23 protein-coding genes are annotated in these 19,692 nt (G+C 44.5%); all 23 read right to left on the minus strand.

Annotated elements, in window-relative coordinates; translation table 11 throughout:
- Window positions 1-79 precede the first annotated feature (79 nt).
- Entirely contained in the window at window positions 80-526 is a 447-nt protein-coding gene (gene ndk / locus QOZ98_RS02040) for a nucleoside-diphosphate kinase (RefSeq protein WP_308785877.1), read from the minus strand.
- A gap of 85 nt (window positions 527-611) precedes the next feature.
- The gene (gene hepT / locus QOZ98_RS02045; protein ID WP_308785878.1) at window positions 612-1,586 is read right to left on the minus strand and encodes a heptaprenyl diphosphate synthase component II; all 975 of its coding nucleotides are present in this window, start codon (window positions 1,584-1,586) and stop codon (window positions 612-614) included.
- Window positions 1,587-1,603: 17 nt separating this feature from the next.
- The gene (locus QOZ98_RS02050) at window positions 1,604-2,308 is read right to left on the minus strand and encodes a demethylmenaquinone methyltransferase (RefSeq protein ID WP_308785879.1); all 705 of its coding nucleotides are present in this window, start codon (window positions 2,306-2,308) and stop codon (window positions 1,604-1,606) included.
- A 5-nt stretch (window positions 2,309-2,313) separates the two neighbouring features.
- Entirely contained in the window at window positions 2,314-3,090 is a 777-nt protein-coding gene (locus QOZ98_RS02055; protein ID WP_308785880.1) for a heptaprenyl diphosphate synthase component 1, read from the minus strand.
- Window positions 3,091-3,167: 77 nt separating this feature from the next.
- Window positions 3,168-3,389, minus strand: coding sequence for a trp RNA-binding attenuation protein MtrB (gene mtrB, locus QOZ98_RS02060; protein ID WP_142826459.1), 222 nt, complete (start codon window positions 3,387-3,389; stop codon window positions 3,168-3,170).
- 21 nt (window positions 3,390-3,410) lie between these two features.
- Window positions 3,411-3,995, minus strand: coding sequence for a GTP cyclohydrolase I FolE (gene folE, locus QOZ98_RS02065; RefSeq protein WP_308785881.1), 585 nt, complete (start codon window positions 3,993-3,995; stop codon window positions 3,411-3,413).
- A gap of 404 nt (window positions 3,996-4,399) precedes the next feature.
- Window positions 4,400-4,672, minus strand: a complete 273-nt coding sequence (locus QOZ98_RS02070) for an HU family DNA-binding protein (protein WP_006829858.1) — start codon at window positions 4,670-4,672, stop codon at window positions 4,400-4,402.
- Window positions 4,673-4,845: 173 nt separating this feature from the next.
- Window positions 4,846-5,556, minus strand: a complete 711-nt coding sequence (locus tag QOZ98_RS02075; protein ID WP_308785882.1) for a hypothetical protein — start codon at window positions 5,554-5,556, stop codon at window positions 4,846-4,848.
- A 10-nt stretch (window positions 5,557-5,566) separates the two neighbouring features.
- Complete coding sequence (locus QOZ98_RS02080; protein ID WP_142826462.1) at window positions 5,567-5,770, minus strand: DUF2768 domain-containing protein; 204 nt, start codon at window positions 5,768-5,770, stop codon at window positions 5,567-5,569.
- 87 nt (window positions 5,771-5,857) lie between these two features.
- Window positions 5,858-6,877 (minus strand): NAD(P)H-dependent glycerol-3-phosphate dehydrogenase, encoded by a 1,020-nt coding sequence (locus QOZ98_RS02085; protein ID WP_308785883.1) that lies wholly within the window; start codon window positions 6,875-6,877, stop codon window positions 5,858-5,860.
- A gap of 22 nt (window positions 6,878-6,899) precedes the next feature.
- Complete coding sequence (gene der / locus QOZ98_RS02090; RefSeq protein ID WP_308785884.1) at window positions 6,900-8,210, minus strand: ribosome biogenesis GTPase Der; 1,311 nt, start codon at window positions 8,208-8,210, stop codon at window positions 6,900-6,902.
- Window positions 8,211-8,303: 93 nt separating this feature from the next.
- Window positions 8,304-9,338, minus strand: coding sequence for a type 2 isopentenyl-diphosphate Delta-isomerase (fni, locus tag QOZ98_RS02095; RefSeq protein WP_308785885.1), 1,035 nt, complete (start codon window positions 9,336-9,338; stop codon window positions 8,304-8,306).
- A 23-nt stretch (window positions 9,339-9,361) separates the two neighbouring features.
- A complete protein-coding gene (gene rpsA / locus QOZ98_RS02100; RefSeq protein ID WP_142826466.1) occupies window positions 9,362-10,507 on the minus strand; it encodes a 30S ribosomal protein S1 in 1,146 nt (381 codons plus the stop codon).
- A 68-nt stretch (window positions 10,508-10,575) separates the two neighbouring features.
- Window positions 10,576-11,166: a lysophospholipid acyltransferase family protein gene (locus QOZ98_RS02105; RefSeq protein ID WP_308785886.1), complete on the minus strand. Its 591-nt coding sequence runs from the start codon at window positions 11,164-11,166 to the stop codon at window positions 10,576-10,578.
- A gap of 1 nt (window position 11,167) precedes the next feature.
- The gene (cmk, locus tag QOZ98_RS02110) at window positions 11,168-11,842 is read right to left on the minus strand and encodes a (d)CMP kinase (RefSeq protein WP_308785887.1); all 675 of its coding nucleotides are present in this window, start codon (window positions 11,840-11,842) and stop codon (window positions 11,168-11,170) included.
- Window positions 11,843-11,989: 147 nt separating this feature from the next.
- Window positions 11,990-12,679 (minus strand): glutamic-type intramembrane protease PrsW, encoded by a 690-nt coding sequence (prsW, locus tag QOZ98_RS02115; protein ID WP_308785888.1) that lies wholly within the window; start codon window positions 12,677-12,679, stop codon window positions 11,990-11,992.
- A gap of 87 nt (window positions 12,680-12,766) precedes the next feature.
- Window positions 12,767-13,735: an asparaginase gene (locus QOZ98_RS02120; RefSeq protein WP_308785889.1), complete on the minus strand. Its 969-nt coding sequence runs from the start codon at window positions 13,733-13,735 to the stop codon at window positions 12,767-12,769.
- 62 nt (window positions 13,736-13,797) lie between these two features.
- Entirely contained in the window at window positions 13,798-14,766 is a 969-nt protein-coding gene (locus QOZ98_RS02125; protein WP_308785890.1) for a YpdA family putative bacillithiol disulfide reductase, read from the minus strand.
- Between the two features lie 66 nt (window positions 14,767-14,832).
- On the minus strand, window positions 14,833-15,594 hold the full coding sequence (locus QOZ98_RS02130; RefSeq protein WP_308785891.1) for a metallophosphoesterase: 762 nt from the start codon (window positions 15,592-15,594) through the stop codon (window positions 14,833-14,835).
- Between the two features lie 68 nt (window positions 15,595-15,662).
- The gene (locus tag QOZ98_RS02135; protein ID WP_308785892.1) at window positions 15,663-16,292 is read right to left on the minus strand and encodes a CBS domain-containing protein; all 630 of its coding nucleotides are present in this window, start codon (window positions 16,290-16,292) and stop codon (window positions 15,663-15,665) included.
- Between the two features lie 68 nt (window positions 16,293-16,360).
- Window positions 16,361-17,146: a LysM peptidoglycan-binding domain-containing protein gene (locus QOZ98_RS02140; protein WP_308785893.1), complete on the minus strand. Its 786-nt coding sequence runs from the start codon at window positions 17,144-17,146 to the stop codon at window positions 16,361-16,363.
- Between the two features lie 79 nt (window positions 17,147-17,225).
- A complete protein-coding gene (locus QOZ98_RS02145) occupies window positions 17,226-18,653 on the minus strand; it encodes a RecQ family ATP-dependent DNA helicase (protein ID WP_308785894.1) in 1,428 nt (475 codons plus the stop codon).
- A complete protein-coding gene (locus QOZ98_RS02150; RefSeq protein WP_308785895.1) occupies window positions 18,650-19,675 on the minus strand; it encodes a helix-turn-helix domain-containing protein in 1,026 nt (341 codons plus the stop codon). The genes QOZ98_RS02145 and QOZ98_RS02150 overlap by 4 nt, the downstream gene beginning before the upstream one ends.
- Window positions 19,676-19,692 lie beyond the last annotated feature (17 nt).

The raw sequence follows: 19,692 nt of genomic DNA on the forward strand, positions 1-19,692 counted from the left end.
AATACACCATATTGCCAAGTTTCTGGTTCCAACAAAAAAAACCGCCCCATGTATGGGACAGTTTTTTCAACAGTGTGGATTAGTTAACCCAGCTGTTCATTGTTTTTTCGTATGATACCAATTCTTCTTCTTTAAAGAACAAGCCGATTTCGCGTTCTGCGCTTTCAGCAGAATCCGATCCGTGAATCATGTTTTTGCCGACAGTAACTGCGAAGTCGCCGCGGATAGTTCCTGGAGCTGCATCTTTAGGGTTTGTAGCGCCCATCATTTGACGTGCAGTCAAAATAACGTTTTCGCCTTCCCAAACCATTGCGAATACAGGACCTGAAGTGATGAATTCAACCAATTCACCGAAGAACGGACGCTCTTTGTGCTCGCCGTAATGCTCTTCAGCCAATTCAATAGGAATTTGCATCAATTTAGCACCTGCTAAATGATACCCTTTTTTCTCAAAACGTGCGACGATTTCTCCGATTACGTTGCGTTGAACGCCATCTGGTTTAACCATTAAAAATGTTTTTTCCAATGTAAACACTCCTCTATTTAAAGCTCGGGCTTTTTGCCCACCTTAAAAAATACTATCATTGTCGAACCATTTGTCAACTGCCAACTTAAAAATTACGCTTGCCGATAAAAAAGGCGATTTTGCGCATCGTTTTCACTGCCTGCCCTTTTGGAAGAAAGGAAAGTTCCCGCAATGCTTTTTCCAAGTACCGTTCGCTCATCGCTTTCGCCTCTTCGATGGCAGAACTGTTTCGAATAGTCCGAACGACCGTTAACCGCTCTTCGTTGGATAAATCCCGATTCAAATTAGCTTTCAGCATAGTGTAAATTTCAGGATCTTTTCGCGCGCATAGAATGGGCAATGTGATGTTCCCCTGAATAAAATCGCTGCCTGCCGGTTTTCCAAGTTCTTCATCCGTAGAAGTGAAATCGAGAATATCGTCGATAATCTGAAATGACATACCGATAAAATATCCGAAACGGCGTAAATGTGCAGCAGTTTTCTCATCAGTGCCAGAAACGAGCGCTCCCAATTCACAGCTGGAGGATATCAGCAACGCCGTCTTCCTTTTGATGCGCCGGAAATAATCCCGCAGGTTTTGATCCAGCTTGTATTTATCTTTAATTTGAATAATTTCGCCCCGGCAAACTTCAATCAAAGTTTTTGACAGGATCTCATGAACACGCGGCGATTCAATTTCAGTAATCTGCTCCAACGCTCGCGCCAAAATAAAGTCACCAGTATACATTGCCACACTGTTGTTCCACTGTGCTTTGACAGTTGGTTGGCCTCTTCGGATTTCCGAATCATCAATAACATCGTCGTGGACCAATGAAGCCATATGAATCAGTTCAAGCGGCACAGCTACACGCTTCATGACATCGATATTGTAATTTCCAAACTTTCCAGCAAGCAAAACAAAAACAGGTCGGATTCTTTTCCCTCCGGCCTGCAATAAATGAAGAGAAGCATCATTTAAAAGGAGAGATTGGGAATCCACTGCCTGTTCCAATTCCTTCTCGATCATTTCCAGTTCCGGTCTAAGGTCGGAATAGAGCAATTTCAACTTCATCTTTTCCACTTAAAATCCTTCTCCCGCTAGTTTACTTTTTTTATTCCCAAATGGAGGGCTGCGGCGCCTCCAGTATAAGGCTTGTATTTCACTTTCTCAAATCCGACCTCCGTGAACAGTTTTGCCAGTTGCTTCATGCCGGGAAAAGATTTTGCCGATTCCTGTAGCCATGAATACTCTTTATAGCTTTTAGCAAATAGTTTACCGAAAACCGGCATGATAAACCGGAAATACATTCTGAAAAATGGTTTAAAAACAATATTTTCCGGCTGTGACGTTTCAAGACAAGCAATCATTCCACCCGGCTTTAACACCCGGTGCATTTCGGAAAGGGCTTGGCGATAATCCGGAACATTGCGCAATCCAAAACCGATTGTCGCAAAGTCAAAAGAATTGTCAGGGTATGGCAGTGACATGGCGTTGCCTTGTACCAGCTTGATCTGAGGCATGTCTTTGGTTTTATCATGTCCGACATTCAGCATGTTCTGGCTGAAATCCAGTCCGACAACCTGGCCGGTTTCACCAACCGCTTTGCCAAGTGCAATGGTCCAATCAGCAGTCCCGCAACAAACATCAATAGCGGCAGCACCTTTTGGCACCTGCATCTTGTACATGGTATCTTCACGCCATTTGTTGTGCTGCTGGAAACTGATGACCGAATTCATCTGATCATAGTTTTCGGAAATCTTTTCAAATACTTCGTGGACTTTTTGTTCTTTCGTTTTAGGCATATCAGTCATCCTTCTCGGGTCAGCTGCTCAGCTCTATGCTGGTGCGGGGTTATTTGATGGAGCAAAAATTGTGCCAGTTCATGATCCAGCGAACAATCACCTATGGATACTAGAATCTGTCTGTGCAGGCTATCAAGTTTTTCCAACAGCCAATGTTCTGTATAGATTTCGTGAACAAGATTTGAATTCAGTTCCCGAAGAAAATGCGTGTAATTTTTTGACTGCAAATGCTTCAGCTCATCGGTGTAGCGCAAGTATAGAAGCGTCTGTTTAGCGAGCGGTGTATATTCGGAAAAATCGTAAAATTTATAAAATGATAATAAAAGTTCAGTTTCAATAACCGTGATGGCTTCTTCCACTTCTTCAATAGAGCGAATTGCGTCTTCGAAAAAAGAAGTTTTCTTTTCACTCACTTGAATAATTGCTGTGGCCAGTTGCTGAACCATAGCAATATTTTTTGAATTGACCAGCATCTGATAATAGATACCGCTATATAGATCGCCAGCCAACACAGTCAACTGCTGCTCTTTGATGATGGGAACATCTTCTCTTACTTGATCATGGGCATGCAAAGCAGCGTAGACGATGGAAACCGTTTTTGCAGAAGACTCAATTTCAGGCGACCAATTCTTCCCGTCAAAAAAAGGCAACAGCAAAAAAAACAAACGAGACTCTTTGACGGATGGTCCTTCTGTAAATTGATCGAGGGTCCGCTGTCTCACAGCATCCAAAACCTCGACTTCCATGGAAATAATTTTCGATTGTATTTGATGTCCCTTCATACTGCTTGCTCCATTCATGATTTAGCCATACTACGATAGTATATCACAGGCAAAGCCTTGCCTTCATCCAATATCGTTTATTTTTTAGCGTCGCTTTCAACGATACCGTGGGCAGAATGAATTTCCGCTTTCCCGCGGATTTTCATAGCTGAAGTGTGCTCTGTAAACTGAGCAATCATCACTTCGCCTTTATCCAATTTTTCAGTATGGTGAAATTTTGTGTCGTTGCCGCGAGTTAAACCAATTACATTCACGCCATCTTCCTGCGCGCGAATAACTATATATTCTGTCTGAGCCATTTTCCCACCTGCTTTTCCGTATTAGTCCATATTGATATATGTGATGACTTCAGATCGTTTAATGTCATCTGTTTCAAAAATTCCTCTAGAGACCGCTGTCACCGTTTTAGAACCGGGTTTCTTGATCCCTCTCATGGTCATGCACATATGCTCCGCTTCAATCATGACGTAAACGCCATGCGGGTTCAATGTTTCCATTAAAGAATCTGCAATCGTCGAGGTAATGCGTTCCTGAAGCTGCGGTCGTTTTGCTACCGTCTCTACCGCGCGTGCCAACTTGCTCAATCCCGTCACAATGCCATCACGAGGAATATAAGCGATATGCGCCTTGCCAAAAAACGGAACGAGGTGATGTTCACACATCGAGTAGAAAGGAATATCTTTGACGAGCACCAATTCTTCATGGCCTTCATGAAAAACCGTTTTGAAATATTCTTTGGGATCTTCTTTCAATCCGGAAAATACTTCCGCATACATCTTAGCTACCCTTTTAGGCGTATCCTTTAATCCTTCTCGGTTTACGTCTTCCCCAACAGCCTCTAAAATCATCGAGACAGCTTGTTCAATTTTATCAAGGTCTACTTTTTGTGCTTTCACATCTATCATTCTGCTTCCTCCTGTTGAAGACGAATCGGTTATTTTTTGGCAGCAGGATGGCTGCCGGTAGTATTATGAATTCAAGTTTTATATGTAGTGCTTGTGAATTTTCAGTCATGCCACTTCGGCAGATCGTCTTATGCCTGTCGGAGCAGAACGGCCGTCTCCGCTTTTCTCATTGTCTAGCTTCAGCGGCCTGCTCCTCGGGTCATAAGCCACTCTGGCTGCGCGGCTGAAACCATGCCGCTTCGCCAGATCGTCTTATGCCTGTCGGAGCAGAACGGCCGTCTCCGCTTTTCTCACATGAATCGTAGCATACGCACAGGTGTTTCGCAAAATTGTTGGCTCAAAAAAAGGATGACTTTTGCAAGATTGTGTCTCGCAAAAGTCATCCTATGTACAGAGGCTAAAGCTTACTTCACTGCGTCTTTAAGCGCTTTACCTGGCTTAAATGCAGGAACTTTGCTTGCAGCGATCTCAATTTCAGCACCAGTTTGTGGGTTACGTCCTTTGCGGGCCGCGCGTTCGCGTACTTCAAAGTTACCGAAACCGATCAACTGTACTTTTTCACCTTTAGTTAGAGCATCTTGAATTGTCTCAAATGCAGCGTCAACTGCTTTGGCAGCGTCTTTACGAGAAAGTTCAGCTGCTTCAGCAACAGAGTTCACTAATTCTGTTTTGTTCATGCTATTCACCTCCTCTCAAAGGGGATGCAATCATCAATCCTGTAAAAAGAGTATCACATCGAAAATCGCATAGCAACAACAAACAGCCTGCTTTTTCAATAAAACCACCAAATACTAACAAAATTTTCTAAAAAGAGGGCATTTCTATTAAAAACGCGGTAAATCAACGTTTTTTACTCTGTTAAAAATACCGGTTCATTTTCTTCATTTATAGTATACGGCAATGAGTAGGCTGGCACGACAGGATGTTCTTCATAAAGAATAAAGCGGATATCCTGCCCGGCTTCCAGCTCTCCTTCATACTCTTGGAGAGCTGAAAATATGTCCATCGCATAATCAATATAGATTTCACCGCTGCCAGTAATTACTAAAGGCAGATTTCTGCCAGTGTATGGACTGACAACAGTTGGCTCTTCAGAAAAACCCATTGCTTCATGGTTAAATTTGTAGACGTTGTCCGCCAGTATTTCAGCGATTGGCACCTGTCCGCCGTTTGCGCTTTTTCTGACATTGACTGATCTAATCACTTCTGCGGCTTGCAGATCCACCAGTTTTACAGTCGGATTTTCTTCAACGTCCATTAAGACATATTGAAAAATGCCACCGGTTTCAAATGCATTTGTAGGCACTTCAGCAGTGTAATCAGGAACAATCAACGAAAAATCGACTGGATACTTAATGTATTGGTCAATATCCATATCCCGTGTCTTTATTGGCAGCAAACCGCCTGTTGCACCTCTGTACTGATTCACTGCATTTTGAACAGTAATTAGTTGGTCTTCATACGGAATTTGGTTTTCTGCTCTCTCGCTTTGTGGATATCCGCACGAAGCGAGAAATCCCACTATAAATAGGAGCAGCATAAATAATATTGTTTTTTTCATTTTCCTCACCTCATGCGCCGCCGGTAGGGCCGCTGAATACTGTGAATATCATGATAAAGAATCCAAGAATCAGCAAGATGTATGCAACTAGCGCGAAAAGAAATTTAAGGATGCCATTCTTCAGTTTGTATCTGCTCAAGTAGATAAAGCCCATTGAAATCATCAAAAAAGCAATTCCAGCAAATGATACCCACATTTTATCTAAAGCACTCATAATTGCCCGCCTTTCGTAGTGTTTCAGTCAATAGTATAGCATAAAAAAAGAAGAGGGAGCTTGTGGCATCCTCTTCTTTTGTGACAATTAAAGCAAGTTGATCAAATCTTCCATTTCGTTCTTTTTCATGCGGCCCATCAGCTTTCCGACCGCTTCGTCTGTCGACACATCGTCAAAGAGAACCGAATAAAGTGCAGCCGTTATCGGCATAGGTACATCATATGCCTCCGACAATTGATAAGCTGCTTTGGTGGTCCGTATCCCTTCGACAACCATGCCCATTTCTTCCAGCACTTCGTCCAGGGATTTGCCTTTGCCGAGCATGTTTCCTGCGCGCCAATTGCGTGAATGGACACTGGTGCACGTCACGATTAAATCACCCACCCCGGTCAGTCCGGAGAAAGTCAAAGGCGTTGCACCCATTTTTACGCCGAGCCGTGCAATCTCTGCCAGCCCGCGCGTCATGATGGCAGCTTTTGCATTATCGCCAAACCCTAAGCCGTCTGTTATTCCGACAGCCAAGGCAATAATATTTTTCAAAGCACCGCCAATTTCAACGCCAATCACATCGGTGTTTGTATAAACCCGGAAATAATGATTCATGAACAGATCCTGGATCCGATTGGCTGCTGCAGTATTCTCACAGGCAGCTGTAACGGTCGTCGGATGCTCCTGCACCACTTCTTCTGCATGGCTTGGCCCAGACAACACAACAACGTCTTCAATCCATTGTTCCGGTATTTCTTCGCGGATCATTTCACTGATCCGTTTTAAAGAGTCCGGTTCAATGCCTTTTGAAACGTGGACAAACAAAACTTTTCGATCCAGGACTTTTTTGATGTCCTGACAGACTTCCCGGATGGCTTTTGTCGGAACAGCCATCACCAAAATGTCACCATGGTTAACAGCAAGAGCCAAATCGCTTGTCGCTTTCAGGCTTTCCGGCAACCGTGTGTCTTTTAAATAACGTTTGTTGGTATGCGCATTAATTTCGTCAGCCTGTTCCTGACGATGTGTCCAAAGCAACAGATCATGGCCATTTTGAGCAAGTACATAGCTCAATGCCGTTCCCCAGCTTCCTGCTCCAAAAACAGAAACTTTTTCCATAAGCTAAAACCACCTTTTTACCTTAAGTACGCGCTCTTGTGATCAAACGAAGAGGAGTTCCTTCGAAATCAAAACTTTCGCGAATCCGGTTCTGCAAGAAACGTTCATAGCTAAAGTGCATCAGATCCGGTTCATTGACAAAAACAACAAATGTCGGAGGCTTGATTGCCACTTGCGTTGCATAATAAAGGCGTAAACGGCGGCCTTTATCCGACGGCGCTGGGTTCATGGCAACTGCATCTTCGATAACTTCATTTAAAGTGCTCGATTGAATACGTCTAGAGTGGTTATCATTCACTTTATTGACAATTTCTAAAATGCTGTGTACGCGTTTTCCGCTGATTGCGGAAACAAACATGATCGGCGCATAATCCAAGAACAGGAAATGCTCACGGATTTTGCGTGTCATGACGTTCATCGTTTTTTCATCTTTTTCAATGGCATCCCATTTATTGACAATAATAATAATTGCTTTTCCGGCTTCATGTGCATAACCCGCAATTTTTTTGTCCTGTTCCTGAATGCCTTCTTCTGCATTCAAGACTACCAAAACAACGTCTGAACGTTCAATGGCGCGCAGTGCACGCAAAACACTGTACTTTTCAGTCGTTTCATAGACTTTCCCTTTTTTGCGCATTCCGGCCGTATCAATGATGACATAAGGCTGTTCGTTATATTCGTACTGGGTATCGATAGCGTCGCGTGTGGTTCCTGCTACTTCGCTGACAATGACACGTTCTTCACCCAGGAATGAGTTTACAAGGGAGGATTTGCCGACATTCGGACGGCCGATCAATGAGAATTTGATGACATCGTCCGGATATTCCTCGTCATCGTCTTTCGGGAAGTTTTTAGCCACCTCGTCCAATAAATCGCCCAATCCCAGTCCGTGGGATCCTGACAGCGGATAAGGTTCACCCATTCCCAATGTATAGAAATCATAAATCATGTGGCGCATATCGGGATTGTCGATTTTGTTGACGGCCAAAATGACCGGTTTTTTCGTGCGGTATAAAATCTTGGCTACCTGTTCGTCCTGCGTTGTGACACCATCGCGTCCGTTAACAAGGAATATGATGACATCCGCTTCGTCCATGGCAATTTCTGCCTGTTGGCGGATCTGTTCAAGGAATGGCTCGTCCCGAAGATCGATGCCCCCTGTGTCTATAATGTTAAATTCATGTGTCAGCCAATCTGCCGAGCTGTAAATACGGTCACGCGTCACTCCTGGAATATCTTCCACTATGGAAACCCGTTCTCCTACCACGCGATTGAATATCGTGGACTTACCAACGTTCGGCCGGCCAACTATTGCTACTACCGGTTTTGACATATAAAATTCATCCTTCCACTTCTGATATGCCTATTATACACGAAAAAGGCGATGGCATCTGCTAAATGTCCATCCCCCTAAAATGTGCAATATTCAGTTTTTCTCAGGGTTTGCATAAGATGCCGGACTAAAGCCTCTGGCGCTGAGGTATTGCGCCAATTCTCCAGAAATGACTGCTGGACATTTTTGAATATCCATCAGATTTTTGGCTCCCAATGCCGTCATCATCATGGCCAGATCCTCATAAAGTCCATTCACATCACTGATTAGCTGAATTTCGCCATCCTGCATCGCTGTCTTCAAAAACGATCCGGCAAGGCCCACTGCATCGGCTCCCAGTAAAAATGCTTTGATCATGTCCTGGGCATCCTGTATGCCGCCTGAAGCAAGCACCGTTTTGCCGAAAACACTTTTCACTTCAACAATCGCCGCTGCTGTCGGAATGCCCCAGTCTTCAAAATAGGCCAGCTTCCGTCTCCGGCGCTCATTTTCAATCAAGGCAAAATTCGTTCCGCCAAAGCCGCTGACATCGATTGCAGAAATCCCAGTATGGCTCAGTTTCTCTGCCGTTTCACGCGATACGCCAAAACCGGTCTCTTTTATGATCACAGGGACATTCAGCTGTTCTGCAATCGCACTTATGCGTTCTAATGCTCCACGGAAATCACGGTCACCTTCAGGCATTGTCAACTCCTGGACAACATTCAGGTGGATTTGCAGCGCATTGGCCTCGATCATCTCGACCGCTTCTTGTGCTTGACGGACTGTTGCTTCGCTTCCGAGATTGGCGAGCAAGATACCATCCGGATTTTCTTTACGGACGACTGCATAAGATTGCCGCTCGCTGCGGTCTTTTAAAGCTGCCATTTGCGAGCCAACAGCCATGGCTGCCCCCGTCTCTTTGGCAACCCTGGCCAGTAAGCCATTCAATTGTTCGGTGTCCCTGCCGCCGCCGCCCGTCATCGCATTAATAAAAACAGGTGATTTCAAATTCAAATCACCTGTTTTTGGTTTTATGCTGATATCAGAAACCGCGGAATCTGGCAAAGCCTGATGGACGAACCGAATATCATCGAACATGTTCTTCTTGCTCTGTCCTGTCGATAAAGCAAATTGTATATGATCCATTTTGCGTTCTGCTCTCGACATAATTATTCGGATTTAAACCCTTTTAGTTTATCACCGATCACATCACTGATTGAGAATCCAGTTGACTCTTCAGGCATGTCATACTTCGAGAAATCCTGGTCTCCTTCTTTCTCCTGGAGTTCCTTGATGCTTAGAGAAAGACGCTTATCGGTTTTATTGACTTCAAGCACTTTAACTTGAACTTCTTCGCCTTCCGTCAAAACCTCGTTCGGCGTGCCAATATGTTTGTGTGCAATCTGGGAAATATGGACAAGCCCTTCAACGCCCGGCAAAACTTCCACAAACGCGCCATAGCTGACGAGACGCTTGACCGTTCCAGTATGAACCGAACCTTTTGGCGCTTTTTCATCAATAGAATCCCATGGCCCTGGAAGTGTGTCTTTAATGGACAGCGAAATTCTTTCAGAGTCACGGTCTACAGAAAGTACTTTGACCGTCACTTCCTGGCCTTCCGTTACCACGTCAGAAACTTTTTCCACATGCTCATGCGACAGCTGCGATATATGAACCAAACCATCCACACCGCCAATATCGACAAAAGCTCCGAAAGACGCGATGCGTTGCACTTTACCTTTCATTTCATCTCCAGCATGGATTTTTTCCATCACCTGGACTTTTTGAGATTCTTTTTCTTTTTCAATAACAGCACGGTGAGAAAGAATCAGACGATTGTTTTCTTTTTCCATTTCGACAATCTTGAAGGTCAGTACTTTTCCCTTATAATCTTCAAAAGACTCAACAAAATAATCTTCCACTAAAGAGGCCGGAACAAATCCGCGTACACCTAAATCGACGACCAGGCCGCCTTTGACGACGTCCTTCACTTCAGCTTCGATAATCTCGCCCGATTCGAATTTTTTCTCCAACTCGTCCCATGCCTGCTCAGCATCAACTTTTCGTTTGGATAAAACAAAATTCTCATCTTCCACTTTCGTAATGATCAGATCTAGTTCGTCTCCAACCTCTACAGAATCTGATGCCTTTTCAATATGCAGGCTCGATAACTCACTAATGGGTATAATGCCGTCAAAAGGAGCCCCTTCAATTGTTACAGTTACAGCTTTTTCTTCTATTTTGGCAACTATCCCTTTTACGCGATCTCCTGTTTGGAAGTCACGGTTTTCCATCATGTTCGTTTCCTCTGACATAAGTAGCCCTCCTTCACAAACTATCCACCTTCTATTTTATGCGAATTCTCTAATAAAAACAAAAATTATCACTTATTGACGGTATAGTCATCAAGAATTTTCTGGATGCTGGACATAATGGCTTCGGTTACTTCATCAACAGAAGCTTTTCGTTCACGGAACGGTGCCATTCGAATCGGTTCACCGTAAACCACTTTAACTTTTCGGAATGCCTTATAGGGCCCGATTATGGCACAAGGCATCACATCCGCATTGCCTCGCAATGCAAAAAAGCCTGCTCCGCTGAGGCCTTTTTTCAAAATGCCATCTGTTGACCGTGTGCCTTCAGGAAACAGCCCCACAACATCTCCATTTTTCAATATCTTAAGCGCGGTACGAAGAGCCTCGCGGTCGCTCATCCCCCGTTTTACAGGAAAAGCATTTACTTTTGGCAGGATCGGCCCAAGAATCGGCGCCTTAAACAACTCTTCTTTCGCCATGAAGTGGACAGTTCTTGGAGCTGTCATTCCCACTACCGGGGGATCAAGTGCATGTATGTGGTTGGAGCAAAGAAGAATGCCGCCCTCTTTCGGAAAATTTTCAGCCCCGATTATTTCAAAGCGGTATAAGGGGCTTAATACTGTTTTCACAAGTCCTTTGCCAAATGCATATAAATTCACGTTACAGCAACCTCTCTTCAGCCAGTTTTAGTATGTTTTGGGCTGCCTGATCGATTGTCAGGTCAGTTGTATCAAGGTAAATCGCGTCATCTGCCTGGCGCAGCGGGGAAACAATGCGCTCGCTGTCCATTTTATCCCGCTTGGCGATTTCAGCTTGAAGCTCCTCAAGCGGTGTTAAAATATTTCTTTTTTTGTTTTCTTCAAACCTTCTTCTTGCCCGCTCTTCGACAGATGCTGACATGAAGACTTTCAGCGCGGCATCCGGGAGTACATCTGTTCCGATGTCCCGCCCATCCATGACCACACCGCGCCCTTCCGCCAATTGCTGCTGCAGCTCAACCATACGTAGCCGAACCAGTTCATGAGCTGCCATTTCTGATACGGCTTTTGTAACATGCTGGGAACGGATCGCTTCTGTTACATCTTTTTTATCAAGGAAGACCAATTGGCCGTTTTCGGATGGCTGCAGGTCAATTTCTGTTTTTGCTAATAATTGGCCCGCCTCTTCATTGCTGGCCATGTTTATTCCTTCAGTTAAAGCTTTCAGTGTAATCGCTCGGTACATAGCGCCGGTGTCGATGTAAATATAGCCCAGTTTTTCCGCCACAATTTTGGCTATTGTACTTTTGCCCGCAGCTGCCGGCCCATCGATCGCTATTTGTATCGGTTTCGTCAAAATAGTCACCTCATCATATGTATTCATCATATTTTAACATAAGAAAAGCGCAAGCGCCCTTGAAGAATGGACACTGCCCGAAAATCTAAAAGCTTTTTTAATTAAAAAAAAGTCTTCATGTACAAGACTTTTTTGGGGATATTCGTATTATTCACCAGATTGTGCTGATGAATTGTGATCATGGTAATGCGACAGGGAAAGTTGATGTGCCTGCTTTACTTTTCGAAGGCCAAACCACCAGAGAAACAGCATAAATGGAATGGCTCCATACATAATATTATCGTATACATACAAACTGGTATTGTATGCAAGGTGAAGAACCACTGAGCTTGCAAAAGCCCAACCGATCCAACGCCAGCGTTTGCTGCCCCCGCTGAACTTGGCTTTCCCGAAATAATAGCCCATCACCACACCAAACAAAGCGTGGCTTGATACCGGCAAAAAAGCACGGATGAAAGCAGTCTGAAGACCGAATTCCAACAAATACAAAATATTCTCGACTGTCGCAAATCCGAGGGATACACTGGCACCATAAAGGATGCCATCGTACGGATCCTCAAAGTCAACATGGCGATAGACCGCAATCAACAGCACCAGCCATTTGAAAAACTCTTCCACTATACTGGAAAACAGGATATTCTGTGCAAAGCTATTGGTAAAGACGCCTTCTGCATCGAACACATATTGAACAAAAAGAATCGGGAAGGTCAAAGCGGCTCCATACAAAAAACTTTGGAATAACAGTCTGGATGGTTCGTTGGCAAATTGGTCACGCAAATACAAATAACTAAAAAGCGCTAAACTCGGGGCTATTGCTACAGTTAATAGAATAATCATATGCCTACCCCTTTGTTTGAATTACAGTTATTGTATCATGTTTTTCAACATCATTTTCAGCCCTTCTGAGCAGTCTCCTGCCACCCCTTACCTCTCGAAAGCATCTGCTTGTATAGGCCCATCGGCGGATAATAAAACCGAAAGTTTGATGCGTGCTTTTTTGCTGTCGTAGTCACTTCCGAGAACAACGCCGCGGGTCAACAAGTCATGCGCACTGCCCGGGTAGCTGTAGGCAGGATAAGCATTGCCTTCTTCAGCACTTGTCGTCAGGACGACTGGAATTCCTTTTCTGACTGCATGATCGACTGCCTCCATCATATGCGGAGACACCTGCCCTCTGCCTGCCGCTTCCAATACTATGCCTTTGGACGGCCCAGATACCAGCATATCGATCAAATACCCATCTTGCCCGGAATGGCATTTAATGATATCCACACGCGGCAAAGGACCGCTGACTGTGTGCACTTCATGCATCACGGGTTTTTGGTAAACGCGCACTGTGTCATTGTCAATAATGCCGAGATAGCCATGCCCAAAAGAATCAAATCCCTGCAAGTTGCTGGAATGCACTTTCTTGACGTATTTGGCACTATATATCCGCTCATTAAAGACGACAACCGCCCCTATTCCTCTTAGGCTGGGGTCTACCGCCACGTAAATTGAATTACGGAGATTGGAATAGACATCAGTCCCGACTTCCTCAGGAGAACGCTGAGAACCTGTGATGACCACTGTACGGTCGTCATCAATTGTCAAATCCAGAAAATAGGCAGTCTCTTCCAAAGTATCCGTGCCATGCGTTACCACAATCCCTTCAACTTCAGGATCCTGCAATTCCTGGAGAATCGCTTGTCTGACCGTCAGCATTTGTTCAAAGCCGATATGCATGCTCGGCAATTGGAAGACATCGATCACTTTCACTTCTATTTCTTCAGGCAGCTGGCAAAGCTCAGCCAATTCCTTTCCGGAGATGGCACCTGATTTTAATAACCCATTGGAAATTTCTCTGCTGGCGATGGTTCCGCCTGTGGTGATCAAGGATACTTTCTTTTTCATAATCTAACTCCCTTTCCCGATTTTCCGCAATTCATTTTAAAATCATAAAAAAGAAAGCACAATCAAGATGTGCTTTCTTTTTTTGCAATAGCTTCCGCAATTTGCTGTCCATGAAAGCGTCCATTTTCAATAAAGATTTCATTGGCATTATTGCCTGCCGCAATCACCCCGGCAACATATAGATTGTTCACTTCGGTTTCCATCGTTTCTTCATCAAATGTTGGACGTCCGGAAACCCCATCAATGGAAATGCCCATCGACTGCAAAAACTGATGGTCCGGATGGTAGCCGATCATCGCAAAGACAAACTGATTGGGGATGGTTTCTTTTTGATCGTTGACTGTCAGTTCTACCGTGCTGTCTGTAATTTTGTCGACCATCGAATCAAACAGCATCGTGATTTCCCCTTTTCTCACCAGGCCGTCGAACTCCGGCAGAATCCACGGCTTGATGCTCTTGGAATAGCTCGTGCCATGATAGGATACCGTCACTCGGCTACCTGCTTTATGCAAAGCCAGAGCCGCATCAACCGCAGAATTCTTGCCTCCGATAATAAGAACGTCCTGATCAAAATAAGGATGGCCTTCTTTGAAATAATGCATCACTTTCGGCAGATCTGCGCCATCCACTTCCAGCGTATTGGGCTGATCGTAATAGCCGGTGGCGGCAATTACATATTTGGCCTGGTATTGGCCTTTGCTCGTGGTCACGGTAAATAGGCCATCCTTTTCTACGCGCTCCACCGTCTCGAAGGGATGAACTTGAATCCCGCTTCGCTTTACGACTTCGCGGTAGTAGACCAATGCCTGGTTGCGTTTAGGTTTACGCCCTTCTATGATGAAGGGCACATCGCCGATCGACAGTTTTTCACTGGTGCTGAAAAAGGTTTGATGCGTCGGGTAATTAAAAATCGCGTTGACGATATTGCCCTTCTCGATCACGACAGGATCGAGACCGAGTTTTTTCAGTTCGATTGCCGCCGACAAACCACAGGGGCCGCCTCCAATAATTAATGCATCTACATAGTCCATTTTAAAACATCTCCTGTACTTGATCCTTCTCTAAGCATAATGGATTTATCCTCGGTGTGACAAATTTTATTTGTCCGCTTCGATTTTCGGGCGCACGGTCAGCACATGGTATTCCGCCTGTGCACCCAGCCGCAGGTGCAAAGTGGTCGTACCAAAACCGTTGCTGATCAGTTCTATGCGATCTTTTTTGACTTTCATGGAACCTTTTTTGAATAAACCGAATGGTCCAATGCGAATTTGTCCGCCATGCGTATGGCCGGCAAGCAGCAAATCCGCAAAATAGGCATCTTTTACTTTCCAGAAGTCGAAAGGGGTATGTGAAACAAATAAAACAGTATCATTGGCCTTTACATTTTTAAAGGCATTTTCGAATCCGTCGGGTTTGTAGGCAAAATGGTCAAGCCCGACCAGTTTTAATTGTTCGTTGCCAAAAAGCGAAACTGATCGATCATCCAGCACAATCACACCCGACTGTTCAAAAATTTGCCTAAGCGAAGCTTCGTCCACTTCCCGGTCATTGTTACCCCAGACAAAATAGACAGGTGCAATAGCCATGAGTCTTCTAATATTCTCAGCGACCCGTTCTAACGGTACGCCCCTTTCGGCCAAATCGCCTCCGATTATGACAATATCGACGGGACTATCAAGCAAGTCAGCCCGTATGACCCTGCGGTGGACATCTGCAATAAACAGCAGTTTAAACGGTTTGAAGGGCTTGGCTGCACGCAATTCCACTGTTTCCATCACAAGTTTTTCCGAAAAGGCATTCCGGACCATAAAAAGAAGCAGCGCCAAAGCTGCCAGGGCAATGCGAATTAAATATTTCATGTAAGAGTTCCTTCCAAAAGAAGAAAAAAACATAAGCGAGGCTTATGCTTTTTCGTCTTATTCTGCTATTAATCTTCTGCTATGTCCAAAACACGGAAACCGGATTTCTCCAGCTCTTTTACAAACCGGTCGATATTGTCTTTCTTTTTGATCTTCAAAACAATTCGGCGGACCATTTTATTGGTTTCATCAAACGTGACAAGAGAGACTACAGATTCCTTGTATTTTTCGATAATTTCTCCAAGGCGGCCAATTCGGCCTTCTGATTCCACCGAAGTGAAGGTGATGCGGTATCCAGGCTTGTTCATTCCAAAAGCGCTTTGCAATTGGTTGACGATATCATAGCGGGTAACAATCCCTAAAAATTGGTGGTCTTCGACGACGGCAATGATTGGAAAATCATTCAGTTCAACCAGCGCTTTTTCATAAACGTCATCAATACTCAAATAAACTCGCTCATTTACCATCACATCACTAATCTTAGTTGAAGTGATAAAATCCTCATTTGATTTTCCAGAGTAGAAAAACGCACGGTATGCATGGTACCAAGTAAAAATACCTTTATACTCTGTCCCTGCCACAACCGGTATGGCATCAATTGAATGCTTTTCCAGCAGGTCAAAACCTACTTTCACAGAATCTTCCATTTTGACTGTAATGCATTTCTCTTTTTTAACCAATGCACTTTTAACAAACATCTGATCGCCCACTTTCTAATCTGTCATATATATTCCCCAACTATTCATCTGCTAATCAAGACAGATGCCTATGGCAAAACTAAAGTTTGCCCAGGGCTTATGCTGTTTGAACTCAAGCCATTTGCCTGCTTAATTTTCTCTACAGCCGCTGCTGCTCCGGCTGCTCCATAATTATTGACGGCGATGCGGTACAACGTTTCACTGGATTGCACAACATATGTTTTACCGGAAGCGCTTGGTGCTTCCTCTTTTTTCTCGGCTTCCGCTTTAGCTTTTGCTTCCGCTTCTTTTTGAGCTTGAGCTTCAGCTGCGGCCTCTGCTTCTGCCTTGGCTTCGGCATCTGCCTGAGCTTTAGCCGCTGCTTCTGCCTGTTCTTCTGCTTCTGCCGCTGCCTTAGCTTCAGCATCAGCTTTCGCTTCAGCGTCTGCTTTTGCGGCAGCCTCGGCTTCCGCTTTTTCAGCCGCCTTTACCTCAGCTGCTTCTTTTTCTGCAGCAGCCTCTTCTTTTTCTGCTGCTGCCTCTTTTTCTGCTTGTTCTTGCTTGTCTTCTTCATCATCGGCTACAGCGACAGAAGTTGTGGATGGTTGGGAATTCATCTCAAAGCTTACTTCGTTTTCTGCAGGTGTAGCTGTCAATGTATCATCGGGTTCGAATAAGAAAACTACATAAATCAGTAAAGAAACCGGTATTAATATGAAGATAAAAAATAATGCAGGCATCAGAAGGCTTTTGCTTTTTTTGGCCTTAGGCTTTTGTGCCTGCCGCTGAGCTGCTCTGGACAATGCTGAATTTTTGTCCACCGATATTTCCTGTCGATTTTTCTCAATCGACTCATGATAACTATGATTTCCCATACATGACGACCCCTATCTGTACTAATATATCTATTATGACGAAAAAAGGCTCATTTGTAAATGACAGTTAATGAGAATCTTAAATAGGTAATATTACACTTAAACGCTCTTGCCATTGGAGGGGGAAATGCTTTTCTGTAGAAGGAGAAAAAACTTCAAACGCATCATAATCGATCCCATCATTGATGCAGCAATTGTCCGGCTTGCCTCCAAGCTGCTGATCAAAACATTGAACAATAAAGCTGCGCAGACACCCTTGGAGCCCGATCAGTTCACGAATTTTTAAAACTTGCTGCCTTTTGCCGCTCCTCAAAAGTTCCATCTGCTTTATCACGCCTTCAACCGGCAATTGAGTCATCCAATAGGAAATCACCCGCATCGCGGTCTCTCGGACAATCCCTTGATCAATTAAATGCAGCGCACCGGCACCGTGGCGGTAGACTGCTTCGATTTCATGCTGCGTCGGCAAGTCATCCATCACCAGGCTATCGAGAAGCGCCTCATCACCTTGTGCGTACAGCAGTGTAGCCAAAGATGGCTGCCCATCCCGACCGGCTCTCCCCACTTCCTGGACATAGCCTTCTATGGAAGTCGGCAGCTGGTAGTGGATAACATGCCGGATGTTCGGAATGTGGACCCCCATGCCAAAAGCGTTTGTTGAACAGATCCACTGCAGTTCTCCGTTTTGAAATTGCTGTTGGACGAAAACACGGTCCTGGTGCTCCATACCCCCATGATAAAATGCTGCAGAAACTCCTAACTCCGTCAAAAGCATAGAGAGTTCCTGGGACTTTTTTCTGGTTCCGGCATAAATAATTCCAGGACCGTTGTATTTTTGAACAAATTCTTTTATAAATTCAATTTTGTCTCGGCTTTCTTCAAACTTTTTAATGTCATAGACGATGTTTTTACGATCCATCGGGTGACTGTAAACATAAGGCTCTGACAGCGCCAGGTATTTCTTTATTTCTTCAGTGACCTTATCGGTCGCCGTCGCTGTCAGTGCCAGCACTTGCGGAAAGTTCAAGTGGGGCAGAATTTCAGAAATCCGGAGATAGTCCGGCCTGAAATCAAATCCCCACTGAGAAATGCAATGGGCTTCATCAGCCACCAGCAAAGATATTCGGATCTGCTTCAGCTTTTGTTTAACAAAAGGCTGGACAAGCATTTCTGGCGAAATAAAAATAAACTTATATGAGCTGAGCGTACTCCAAATTCTTTCTTTGTCTTCCGGCTTTAAAAAAGAGTTGATGGCAACTACTGATTTTTCGCCCATTTTTTTTAACTGCGCCACTTGATCCTGCATTAACGATAGCAATGGGGAAACGATCAAGATGCTGTCCGGTAGCACTTTTGCAGGCAGCTGGTAGCAGATTGATTTCCCCATACCCGTCGGCAGCAGCGCAATGACATCTTCACCAGCTAATACACGTTCAATGATTTCCCGCTGCCCAGGACGAAACGAAGAAAATCCATATGTGTTATACAGCAATTCGTCCAAATTCATCTTTGTTCCTCCCTAATCGCCAAAGCAAGGCGGATTTGAAAATAGCTGGCTTCCGGCAAATGCTCTTTGATTTCACGCAATCTCTTTGTTTTTCGGCTCCGGCTTTCGGCTATAATTGCCTCGAACAAGGCTGGATTTACAAACGCTGTGTAATTAAAAAATGGATCGTTCATCGCCAGTTCCACAAAATGGTCTTCAATGGTACTGGTCTTTAGTTGGCGCAGCGATGCAATCTGCTCCAGCGAGAACCCTTTGTCGAATAACTTCTTTGTACGCTGTGCCGTTTCTGTCAAGGAGGATTGCTGAATAATCCCTTCCATTAACCCAAACAGGAGCGGAGGCTTGGATTGTTCAATGACTCCCATCCAACTATGTAATGCTTCTACCCACATCAACTGAACATCCAAGAGAAGAAGGTTTTTTGAATCGGCAATTTGCTGCCATGTTAAGCCACTTAAAGCCAATCCCGTCAAACGTTCCGTAACAATCATTTTATGTGTTTCAGAAATCCCACTATCGGTTAATGTAGTGAAGAGCTCCTTTTTAAATGCTTGGGCCACTGCCAAATCACGAAAATCAATCTGTTTCAGGTATTTTTTTACCCAACTCTGAACTTCTTCGTTGATGACAATGGGGTCGAAAGTTTTTTCTTGCTGGCTAATATGGGAAAAAGTTTGAACAATTAGTGACAAACGTGAAAAAAACAAATTCTCGTTGCCCCGGTATTTCCAGCCATTTAGCGGCGATGCGGCGATATCCAAATCCATCGCTTTTGGGGACAAGTCAACCACCTGGTCATTATCCAGCAGGCAGCCTTCTGCAAATAAGCGCTGAACCGCTTGGTCATAGGCTTTCTTATCCAATTTCGGCAACACGCCAAAATAAGGATACAGGCTAAAATAGCCGATATCCTGTATAGTTTGTCCGGACTTCTTTCCTTTAATCAAATGATAAGGGGAAGAGATGGTCCGCTGCCGATTAACGGCCTTCATAATGGCCAGAATGAGTTCGGAAAATAACAAGCTTGCGCCCCCTAGCG

Origin of the sequence: Planomicrobium stackebrandtii (assembly GCF_030814955.1) — a bacterium.
In the GTDB taxonomy this organism is placed as follows: Bacteria; Bacillota; Bacilli; order Bacillales_A; family Planococcaceae; genus Planococcus; species Planococcus stackebrandtii.